This is a genomic window from Arthrobacter psychrolactophilus (assembly GCF_003219795.1).
In the GTDB taxonomy this organism is placed as follows: domain Bacteria; phylum Actinomycetota; class Actinomycetes; order Actinomycetales; family Micrococcaceae; genus Specibacter; species Specibacter psychrolactophilus.
The window spans coordinates 99,736-110,518 of record NZ_QJVC01000009.1 but is presented as its reverse complement, the minus strand read 5'-3'; the positions used below and the strand labels follow the sequence as shown (position 1 = coordinate 110,518).

The following is a 10,783-nucleotide window of genomic DNA, read 5'->3' as shown; positions in this document are numbered from 1 at the left end:
ATATCCGGGCATTTTTGCTGGCCACCAGTGGGCAGATAACCTGACCGCTGGTGGGCAGAAACTCATGGCCCTTGACATCCCCGAATTGAACTGCTCCCCCGAAAGTAACGAACTAAATTAGCCAGTCCAACTTTTGAGGATCAGTTCAATTTCCAAGAGGTCTTCTTTAGATCGTGCCCAAGGTGGGATTCGAAACAGACTTTCACCCCCGGAAACAAAAGTGAAATCGCAAATCACCGCGCCAGTACGGCCCAGTAGGAGCCAATCCGGAAGGAAATGTGTTGACACTGTCAACGAACCGATTTAGGGATTGAATTTGGTTCGATTCCTTCCGGAAGTAAACTTACCGACCACGGCAGAAAACACATATCTAGGTCTGGTTCAGTTTGCCGGCCAGGTTATTTGGTCACGTTGAGGTGACTCGTATCGACCTGCACCAGATAGACAACATGGTCCTCAGCATAGAACCAAATACGAGATTCGATGAGAAAAACAAACCCTACGTCGAGCGACGAACCGCAGAGGAAGTCCCGAACGGACTCCGAGGAAAGAGTGTAACGTCAGTCCCCGTCTGCACGGCGGTCCATCGCCCGTGGGTGAAAGCCTTTGCGGGAACCCACTACCTCATCCGTTGCATTCAGCTAATGACAAATAGACGTTCTAGCCCTCGTTTTCGGCGGCCAGCAGTCGAAGGGCGTGGATGCGCCCGGATCTCACACCTTCTGGGGCCACTATCCGCACAATAAGTTCATCTTTCCCGACGGACAATGCAGCCGGTATTTCGTAGTCTTCGTCGATCAATACTCCCACCGCTCCGGCTCCGTCGGGCTTCGTGACGGATAAAATGAGGGCACCGTCCACTAATAGATCGAACCCGTGCGAAGGGCTGGAGTCGAGCCGGGAAACGCGTAGAAGCCGTCCCAATCCATCGCGGTTCCTCATGGTCAGCGTGAACTCGCTGCTCGTCTCACGCCAGTGAATTCCGTCGGACAGGCCCGCTCTCGTTGCGGTACCGGTGAAGCCATGATCTGACTCTGGTTGCTGCTCACCGAGAATCACCTGGTCGAGAGTGCGGGAGTCGACGCCCAGTAACTCCTCATCGAGCTCGAGCAGTTCGCGCCGACGCTCCGCGACGGAAACGCCGGAGGTCAGGGGCCAATAGACGACATATCGGGAATCGTGCAAGGTAAAGAACGGCTCGAGCTCCAGCTCTTGCCCCTCGGAGTCAGACACGGCGAACCGCAGTGTGTTCCGGTCCATCACCCGTAGATTGACAGTCAAATCTTCTGAGTCATGAGTGGGGAGTACCGGCGTTGCGGCCAGAGGCACAAGAGGACCGGATGAGACATGCCCCATCCTGCTGCCGTCGGCTACGAGCCCCACAAGGTGCTCCGTTCCGGAGCGCGCCGCGAGCACAACTGGCCCGTAGAGTATGGCGCCCCAGTCCGTCCGGCCGGGCAAATGCTCGAGACGGGCTGCCATCGAAAAGCGCACCTCTACGGTGTCCCCCTCCGACCAAGTACGGTTTAGGTGCAGCCGTCCCCCCCGCTCCTCGACCGATTCTGTGACACCATTGAGGCTCACGCTCACAGGACCCGTTGTCCAACCCGGTACGCGGATGCTCAGCGTGAAGGTCTGTGCCTGGTCCATACCCGTGAACGTGATCCTGGTCGTGTCGTCGAACGGAAAGTTAGTCTCTTGTCGCACCGTGATATTGCGTTCGGGCAAGCGGATCTCAGAAGCGATGAATAGGTTCACCTCGAGGTCTTCCCCGTTCCGAGCGAAGATCATGTCGCCGAGTTTGGAGTGACTTTCCATTCCTGTACCAACGCAGCACCAGAAGTTTTCCTCCGCATCGGAATAGACACGGTAATGACCGGGGCGGAGAGGGGTGAAATAGACAAACCCACCATGTTCGGGGTGTTGGGACGCGAGAATGTGGTTGAAGAGAGTGCGCTCGTAGTAGTCGAGATATTTGTTGTCCCCGCTCCGTGAGTAGAGCCGGGCGCTGAGTCGTAACATGTTGTAGCTGTTACAGGTCTCGGGTCCTTCACGTTCGATGATCATTGGTGTGAAATCTGATGTGCTATGGAAGTGCTCCCGCACGCTGTTACCGCCGATGACCACGCTTCTTGTATCCACAACGATGCGCCAGAATTCGTCGGCGGCGTTCGCGAGGTGTTCATCGCCTGTGAGCGCTGCCACTGCCTCGTAGCCAATGACCTTAGGAATCTGAGTGTTGGCATGCAGCCCGGTGAGACGGTCCTCGTGTCGGGTAAGCGGATCGGCTAAAGCATGATGGGTGAATCGCTTCGCCATAGAGAGGTACTCTGAGCGCCCTGTTTCCACGGCAAGGTCGGCGAACACCTCGTTCATGCCACCGAACTCGGTGTCGAGCATCCTCTCGAAGTGGCCGTCGTCGATCAATTGGGCAGCATCGAGCCACCAGTCGGCAAGTGCAACGAGGGTCTCCATCGCTCGATTGTTGCCGGCGTACCGGGAAGCGTCGAGCAGCCCTACGAAGAGCTTGTGTAGGTTATACCAGGGCACCCATCGGCCGCCGAGAGAGAAGGAATCCGATCCAACTACGCCGTTTTTCACATCTTCCCAGAATGTGTGGCCATCAGGAATGCCGCCGAGGTAGCCCGATCCGATGGTGCGTTGGCAATCGGAGAGACCGTCGATCATGTATGTCAGCCGATCCAGCAGCCGAGGCTCACCTGTGGCCGCGTAAAGCATCGCCGCAGCCGACAGATAATGGCCAGCTGTATGCCCGTCCAGTCCACTGTTTTCCCAGTTTCCATAGCTTGGCGACAGCTCCGGCAGGCCAGCCTCACGCCGGTATGGTGCGAGTAGGCGGTCTGGGTTAAGTCGTAGCAAGTAGGTAATATTCGCGTTCTGTGAGTGGCTGAACATGCCTTCGAGCAGACGGACGTGCTTTAGGTTGATGGGCTCGATGGATGGCATTGGTTCTCCTGCTGTGATTGCTGTGATTACTGGGGGGGGTGCTCAGTCAAATAAGTGGTCATAGGGACGTCACCGGGTGGTGGACCTGCGCTTGATCAATTCATAGTCCGTAACGATTGGAGCTTGACCTGGTACGTAATCCGGATCGGATATTCGACGATGGAGGGCGGTGACGGCGGCCCGGGCAAGGGCGTCTCTTCCAGGCGACACGGTGGTCAGGGAAGGGATCGAGTATGTGGCGTCCTCGGTGTCGTCGAAACCCACGAACGCAATCTCCTGGGGAATGAGTACGCCGCGCTGGTCGGCGGCCCACATCGCTCCCAATGCAAGGGAGTCGTTCATTGCGAAAACGGCGTCGACATGTTCTTTAGATTCGAGGAGCCGGTTCATGGCGGCAGCACCATCCGCTCGGTGCCATCGTTTGGTCTCCATCATGATCTGTTCCCGCACTTCGAGCCCGCTGGCCGTGAGTGCGTCGATGTATCCCTTTCGGCGCAGGGCCTGCCCCGGGCTTTCCTCCGTCGTGCTAAGCCCGATCAGAGCTATATTTCGGCATCCAATATCAACGAGGTGCGATACGGCGGTGCGCGTTCCAGCCTCATCAGGCATAGTCACGTGATCGAAAGGTCCGTCGAGTACTTTCTCTCCCATAAGCACGATAGGAAATCCTCCATGATGCTTTCTTATGTCCTCTTCTCCAAGGGCTACGGGCTCGTAAATGACGCCATCTACGTTTCTCCCCCGCGAACCTTCGAGGACCTCAATTTCGCGTTCTCGACGACCACCTGTGGTCTCGATCAGCACGCCCAGTCCTAGCTCTTCAGCCTTATGGACGACAGCCTGGGCAAGCTCGGCCAAATATGACTGGTCGAGTTCGGGGATTGCGAGCATGATCATTCCCGTCTTCCCTGATCGCAGGTTTCTTGCGGATAGGTTCATTCGGTAGTCCAGCTCGCTGATGGCAGCTTCGATGCGCTGTCGGGTATCCTCCCGCATATATCGATAGCCGTTGTAGTAGTTTGAGACGCTCTTGGTCGAGACCCCCGCCAACCGTGCAACATCTCCCATTGTTACCGACACTCGTTTTCCTTTCTTGCCTGACGTTCCCTAAAGAAAGCCCCGATGACAGAGCCGCAGGGACAACCACATTCCTGATTGCGAATCCGTTCCGCCACTGCCACTGCATCCCCGTCATTTTCGTGGCATCGTTCCATGCGGCTCTTCGGTGAATCCGTAGGTTGGGGCTGTCTTCGATCAGCAATTTTCGAGCAACGAGTAAATTTTGTTCATCGATGTACAAAATTAGTATGTACATCGATGTACTATTCGTCAAGTATGAGTTGTGAGGCAACGAGATTGTGTCGACCGGGCAAACCGTGTGTTTGGCGATCTACTGAGCCGCTCAACGCGCTACTAGACGGGCAGCATATTCACCCGCACTCCAAATCACATCAAAAACGTTGCACAGGATAGGAAACACAACCGTATGAACACCGCCAGAATCGCCATTGACCGCTCCGCTGTGGTTGCTCCGCTTGACCGTCGGATCTTCGGTTCGTTCGTCGAGCACCTCGGGCGCTGCGTCTACGACGGCATCTACGAGCCGGGGCACGCCACCGCGAACGAGGACGGGTTTCGTCTCGACGTTGTCGCGCTGATTCAGCACCGCCAGACCCCCAAGCAACCCCGTGCTTCGACGCCATTCTCAGTCAACTGACAGACCTCCACGGCGAGCCCACCATTCCCTGGCACGGCCAGAAAGGCTTGCGGAAGATGTGGAACGTCAACGGTATCGACATTGATGTCATCTGGAATGACAGCCGCAGCGCTCTTACGATCGGTATCCAGGACGAACGAGTTTTCGCCGAAGTGGAAGCATACGCCCGAGCCAACAACGTGGAATGAATTCCGCATCTTGAAACGGCTCGTTCACCTAGCCACACAGTGGAGCCGACTGTCCCGCAGGAGGTTGCGCCTACGGGCGCCTGTAGATTAAGACCTCTTTTAGCGGGTGGAATGCTGAAATATGCGTTCGACTATTTGCTCAGGGGTCTCATCAGCAACAATTCGCATCTCTGATACGAACGGTAGAGGTTGCCAGCCATGGTACCAACCGCGCATATCTTTGGCACTGAATTCAGTGGCTTGAGGCCTCGTTGAATGTCGATTCACAGTCTCTTCAAAAGAGAGAGCGAAAGAATAAAATCGGGCGTCATCAGAATGCGCTGCCACGCGCTCTAACATCCCACCGTATCTGGAGGCGTTAAAGATCCCCTCCAGAATTACGTTGTGACCACGGTTTAGACAATGTGTTGCCGCAATTTCGAGGAGGTCTGCGTGAGCCAGGCTTTCCTGCTCTCGCTCATGGTAAATGACTTTGCGGAAGTGGTCTTGTTGAAGCACCGCTGTAAGCTTGCCGAGCTTGGACTGCAACAGGCGCGCGATCGTGCTTTTTCCTGAGCCTGAATTTCCACGAATCACTACCAACATGTACAACACCCTTATTCTTCAAGGCCTTAAGTTTGTCCGGCTGCCGAACGCTGGACGCAGGCGATCTCACTCTAGCCCTGGAACAGAGAACAGCGTCCCACATACCGTTCGGCTTACGGGTGAAGCGATGTTGGGCTAATGGCGTCCGGCCTTCATCCCACATAACGAATTAGAGAATACTCAGCGGAGATGCTGCTGTTGCTGTCACAAAATAGTAGCCAGCCCAATCTACGCCATCATCCGTCCGGTGTTGTCCCGGTAGCCGTTCCTTTTCTGACTGGTGGCCGCTGCCTAGGAACTTTCTTTGTAAGCGTGCAGCATCTGATCCGGCAGGGCATTCGAGGAGTGATTAGCCCGCTCCGCAGCAGCAGCGGATCGCTTCCTTAACTGGTACTCGTGAACTAGAGCTGGGACCGCAGTCCAGGTAAGAACAGCAAGCTTCACCCACATAGGCAGGTCCACGATGAACACGATCGCCACAGCAAAAAGGAAAGTGGCCACATATACGTACCGGAACAACTTCATTGATCGAACCTACCAGCTGGCGCCCGCCCCCGCCGGTGCTGATATTACGTTATGAGGATCCGGCCTCAACATGCTTTTGTTGCCATCCACTGCCCCGCCCGTGGCAGGTTCCCCCGCGGGCTATCGATGCTAACCCCTTGATTGGAAGTCAGTGCGTCGCTACGGACTTGCTACGGGCGAACCCGAAAACCCAAAACTGACCGATTACGGCCGCTTCCTTCGCTATCCCATGGACCACGGGTGGACAGTGCCACGAGAGCAAGCCCGAGCAGTACAACCCAGATGTACCCCCACGAGACCGCTGTCGCGATTCGGACAATTCCAGCCATGGCAACAAAACTACCGATGGAGAAGAGGAAGCGCGTCATTTTCCAGCTGAACATTCCGTGTTTAGATCGCATCCGTCAACACTACGCGAGCGGAGCTTTCAACGCAGTCCGCCCTCATGGCACACGCCTGATTGCAGACTGCCTGGGTTTGAGGTGACTCACTATCCCGCTCAAGGTTGGTCTATGGTGAGCGAATGGTGATTGCCCCAAATGGATGATCCCGCTCACAGGTCACGGCGCTGACAGCAATCGCTGGTGAGCGGGAATCCCCTGCCCACCTTTCTAGTAGCTCCTAGCTATTCATCTCAAAGAGGCGAATTCGGCAGTTGTCGGCTGGCATCATAGGAGTCGCGAGAACACTCAACCTCCTCAATATGAGCCTCGGCCCATCTCCCCAGCGCGGTCAGTGGCTCCTGCAGAGTCTGCCCAAGTTCAGTCAGCGCATATTCCACCCTCGGGGGCATTTCATCAAAGGCCGTTCGCGACACAATGCCATCACGTTCAAGGTCACGCAAAGTGTCTGTCAAGACCTTGCCGCTAATCCCCTGAGCTGCTTGTCGAATATATCCAAAACGAAGCGGGCCACCGCTCAGAGCGATGACAATCATCGCTGTCCACTTATTCGCGATCCGCGCCAACGACGTCCTTGACGGACAAGTCGCAACCATAACGTTCCATTCTGGACGTGTCATTGACAATCTCCTTTAGTTACGTTGAGGTAACAGGTTACCAAATGTAATCATGAGAATGTTCGCAAATAAACGAGGGAGAAAACAATGATGGAACTAACCCCGGCGGCCATAGCCACCACGTACTTTGACGCCCTTGGACGCGGTGATGTAGCCGCTGCCATGGGCCTACTGGATTCTAAGGTGGTTTGGCACCAACCCGGCGCCAACAGGTTTTCCGGTGAGCACACGGGCATCGAAGGTGTTGGCGCGTTGCTGGGCGGAATGATGGAAGTCAGCGAAGGTAGTTTCCAGCTCACCGTCACCGGAGCGCCGATGGTCAACGGCGAACTTGTTGCCGTGCCGGTTCAATTTACCGGCACGCACACTCGAGGCTCAATGGACATGAGTGGCATCGATCTACTCACTATCCGCGATGGCAAAATCATCGAAGTGCACCTCTTCTCCGAAGACGGCCAAGCCGAAGACATCTTCTGGGACTAAGAAGGCCTCTGCAGAGTGTTAGGGGATGAGTTTCCCTAACACTCTGTCCTTCCAAGAAAAAACTTGCCCTCCCCCAACCGCCGTGCCCAGTCCGATGAGGGATCGCCAGACGCCATTGTTCAATGTCCCAACACTTCAGACTGGACGGCCGTAGGTAGTCGCCATCGCATGCACATGAGTCCACCCAACGTCTAGCTGACTGTTTGAGCGGGCCCTCCAAGATCAATTCGTCAGATCCTTGACGCACCTCTCACCTGGCGAGAACCATGCATGCCTTCCCACCAAGGCCCTGGGAATCAAGGGACGTATCATTCGCGTGGCCTGATCAGCAGCCTGGTTCATGAGCTGAATACGACACTCATGCTCTTTCTGGGCCTGGTGGCGCAGGGTGGAATCGCAGGCGCCAGCATTGATTACCGGCACAGCTGCACGCGGAAGAAATCTTCGCGTTCTGGACTGGTTTGCCGCCCCAACTCACGTCGCTGACTCTTCGGCGCACCATGAACTAGGTGTAAGGGAAAATCCTCGAATATCTAGAAGGAAGCTGCCAATAACAAACAGCTGAATCGGCGTCGAAGTATCATGTCGCCGCATAACGGGACCCTCAGGGCAACAATCGGCCAAATTGAATGTTAATTGTTTGTTAAATAATTTCGGGGCGTTTGTAACCGAGGAAGACCTTTTGTCAACATCGTGTCAACACTTAAACACGAAAACCCCCTGTAAACAGGGGGTTTAGCGTGCCCAAGGTGGGATTCGAACCCACACACCTTTCGATACTGCATTTTGAGTGCAGCGCGTCTGCCGTTCCGCCACTTGGGCCTTTATGAAAGTGTTCAAATGATCACTGTCACGAAGATCACGTCTCTGTTTCAGAATCACTTCCGAACCAGTGCGCGCAACTACTCTACATGGAGATAGGCTGTTTTGTGAAACAAAAGCCCTCTTAGGGGCAAATATTGGCAAATTGTGGTGTAAATCACCTCTACTTAGGAGTTTCTTGTGTCAGAACAAACGGAGTCAACTACCCCCGCACGCCGTGTCATCGTTGCCGAGGATGAGACCCTGATCCGCTTGGACATCATGGAAATCCTGCGCGGCGAAGGCTATGACGTCGTGGGCGAAGCCGACAACGGTGAGAAGGCCGTGGAGCTCGCCAAGGAGCTCAAGCCTGATCTGGTCCTCATGGACGTCAAGATGCCCGTCATGGACGGCATCACGGCCGCTGAGATCATCGTCAAGGCCCGCATCGCCCCCGTGGTGCTCTTGACCGCCTTCAGCCAGAAGGAACTCGTCGAGCGCGCACGTGACGCCGGCGCCATGGCTTACGTCGTCAAGCCCTTCACCCCCGCCGACCTCATCCCGGCTCTGGAGATCGCCCTCTCCCGCCACGAGGAAATCAAGGCGCTCGAGAACGAGGTGTCCGACCTCCAGGAGCAGTTCGCCACGCGCAAGCTTGTAGAGCGCGCTAAGAGCCTCCTGACCACCAAGATGGGCCTCACCGAGCCCGAGGCCTTCCGATGGATCCAGAAGACCTCTATGGACCGTCGACTGAGCATGCGCGAGGTCGCCGAGACCATCATCAACCAGGTCAACTAACTCTCCATCAGACCTTGGCTCACCTCGAGCCAGTTAAAGCTCGACGGCGGCACTCACCTTAGGTGGGTGCCGCCGTCGGGCTTTTATCATCTTGCGCCAAGGAAACCTGTGGTTAAACAACTGACCCGTAGGAGTGGATGTCCACTCCTACGGGCCAGTAAAGCTCAACTAGCCAAGGCTAGCCAACCGGCCAGGGGCCGATCTTTTCACGCGTGGTGCGGTCGCCATTGGCGGCCTTGCCCAGGTCGGCGAGGTCGCCGACCTTGTGGACCTTGACCAAGTTCGTGGAACCAGCCTGTCCGGGAGGGGAACCGGCTGCGATAACAACCAGGTCCCCTTCGTTGACAAGGCCCTTCTCCAACAGCGTGGTGTCGACCTGTTCGGTCATGGCGTCCGTGTGGGAAACCATGGGAACCAAAACGGGCTCGATGCCCCAGGCCAGAGCCAGCTGGTTACGAACGCTCTCAACGGGCGTGAACGCCAGAACCGGCTTGGACGGGCGCAGGCGGGACAGGCGGTAGGCCGAGTCACCGGACTGCGTGAACGTCGCGATGTACTTAGCATCGAGCTGCTTAGCGATCTGCACAGCAGCTGCCGTGATGACGCCGCCACGGGTCTTCGGCTCGGAACCGAGCTTCGGGATCAGCTTCATGCCGGCTTCTGCTTCAGCAGCCTCGATGATGCGGGCCATGACCTTGACGGTCTCGATCGGGAACGCACCAACGCTGGTCTCGCCGGAGAGCATGACTGCATCCGCGCCGTCGAGCACTGCGTTTGCACAGTCAGAAGCCTCTGCGCGGGTGGGGCGCGGGTTCTCAATCATGGATTCCAGAACCTGAGTGGCCACGATGACGGGCTTGGCCCAGCGGCGTGCCATTTCAACACACTGCTTCTGAACCAACGGGACGTCTTCCAGCGGAAGCTCAACACCCAAGTCGCCACGGGCAACCATGATGGCGTCAAAGGCGTCAACGATGGCTTCGAGGTTGGCAACTGCCTGGGGCTTCTCGATCTTGGCGATGACGGGAACGCGTCGGCCTTCTTCGTCCATGATCTCGTGAACGCGGCTGATGTCAGCGGCGTCACGCACGAACGAGAGGGCCACGAGGTCTACGCCGCAGGCCAGGGCCCAGCGCAGATCGTCCTCATCCTTTTCGCTCAAGGCAGGAACATTCACAGCAACGCCAGGCAGGTTGATGCCCTTGTTGTTGGAAACCTTGCCCGGAACGATAACTTCGGTGACAACCTTGACCTCGTCGACGGCAGTAGCCCGAACGGACACCTTGCCATCGTCGATGAGCATGATGTCGCCAACACTGACGTCCTCGGTGAGGGACTTCAACGTGGTGGAGCAAATATCCTTGGTGCCGGGGACATCTTCGGTGGTGATCGTGAAGACATCACCAACGGCCAGGGCGTAGCCCTCACCGTTAGCAAAGCGACCCAAACGGATCTTGGGGCCCTGCAGGTCAGCCATGATGGCAACAGGCTTGCCGAGTGCCTCGGCTGCCTTACGTACGTTGTCGTACGTGTTCTGGTGCACGGAGTAATCGCCGTGGCTCATGTTCATGCGGGCTACGTTTACGCCCGCCTCCAGTACCGCAAGTGTGTTTTCATAGCTGGCGATTGCCGGCCCGAAAGTCGCAACAATTTTTGCGCGTCTCAATGTACCTACCTTGTGTGTGGTTTCAGCAGAAATCT

Annotated in this window: 8 protein-coding genes, 1 tRNA gene and 1 pseudogene; 4 read left to right on the top strand and 6 right to left on the bottom strand. The window is 56.4% G+C overall.

Going from position 1 to position 10,783, the window contains the following annotated elements:
• Nucleotides 1-660 precede the first annotated feature (660 nt).
• Both CVS30_RS10865 and CVS30_RS10860 read right to left on the bottom strand, forming a co-directional pair.
• Nucleotides 661-2,967, bottom strand: a complete 2,307-nt coding sequence (locus tag CVS30_RS10865; RefSeq protein WP_110485350.1) for a glycoside hydrolase family 127 protein — start codon at nucleotides 2,965-2,967, stop codon at nucleotides 661-663.
• A gap of 69 nt (nucleotides 2,968-3,036) precedes the next feature.
• Nucleotides 3,037-4,047 (bottom strand): LacI family DNA-binding transcriptional regulator, encoded by a 1,011-nt coding sequence (locus CVS30_RS10860; protein WP_146233386.1) that lies wholly within the window; start codon nucleotides 4,045-4,047, stop codon nucleotides 3,037-3,039.
• Nucleotides 4,048-4,453: 406 nt separating this feature from the next.
• Here CVS30_RS10860 and CVS30_RS10855 point away from each other — a divergent pair.
• Nucleotides 4,454-4,630 (top strand): annotated as a pseudogene (locus tag CVS30_RS10855) (alpha-L-arabinofuranosidase); the annotation flags it as partial.
• Nucleotides 4,631-4,740: 110 nt separating this feature from the next.
• Nucleotides 4,741-4,872 (top strand): hypothetical protein, encoded by a 132-nt coding sequence (locus CVS30_RS18425; RefSeq protein ID WP_281268083.1) that lies wholly within the window; start codon nucleotides 4,741-4,743, stop codon nucleotides 4,870-4,872.
• Between the two features lie 99 nt (nucleotides 4,873-4,971).
• Here CVS30_RS18425 and CVS30_RS10850 read toward each other — a convergent pair whose 3' ends face one another.
• On the bottom strand, nucleotides 4,972-5,457 hold the full coding sequence (locus tag CVS30_RS10850) for a zeta toxin family protein (RefSeq protein ID WP_146233385.1): 486 nt from the start codon (nucleotides 5,455-5,457) through the stop codon (nucleotides 4,972-4,974).
• Nucleotides 5,458-6,616: 1,159 nt separating this feature from the next.
• Nucleotides 6,617-7,003 carry a winged helix-turn-helix transcriptional regulator gene (locus tag CVS30_RS10840; protein ID WP_110485346.1) on the bottom strand — a complete coding sequence of 129 codons (387 nt, stop codon included), beginning with the start codon at nucleotides 7,001-7,003 and terminating at the stop codon, nucleotides 6,617-6,619.
• 84 nt (nucleotides 7,004-7,087) lie between these two features.
• Here CVS30_RS10840 and CVS30_RS10835 point away from each other — a divergent pair, with 84 nt between their 5' ends.
• The gene (locus CVS30_RS10835; RefSeq protein WP_110485345.1) at nucleotides 7,088-7,483 is read left to right on the top strand and encodes a nuclear transport factor 2 family protein; all 396 of its coding nucleotides are present in this window, start codon (nucleotides 7,088-7,090) and stop codon (nucleotides 7,481-7,483) included.
• 741 nt (nucleotides 7,484-8,224) lie between these two features.
• Here CVS30_RS10835 and CVS30_RS10830 read toward each other — a convergent pair.
• A tRNA-Leu gene (locus CVS30_RS10830) sits at nucleotides 8,225-8,305 on the bottom strand.
• Nucleotides 8,306-8,485: 180 nt separating this feature from the next.
• Here CVS30_RS10830 and CVS30_RS10825 point away from each other — a divergent pair.
• Entirely contained in the window at nucleotides 8,486-9,082 is a 597-nt protein-coding gene (locus CVS30_RS10825; RefSeq protein ID WP_110485344.1) for an ANTAR domain-containing response regulator, read from the top strand.
• 178 nt (nucleotides 9,083-9,260) lie between these two features.
• Here CVS30_RS10825 and pyk read toward each other — a convergent pair whose 3' ends face one another.
• Complete coding sequence (gene pyk, locus CVS30_RS10820; protein WP_110485343.1) at nucleotides 9,261-10,748, bottom strand: pyruvate kinase; 1,488 nt, start codon at nucleotides 10,746-10,748, stop codon at nucleotides 9,261-9,263.
• Between the last annotated feature and the right edge of the window lie 35 nt (nucleotides 10,749-10,783).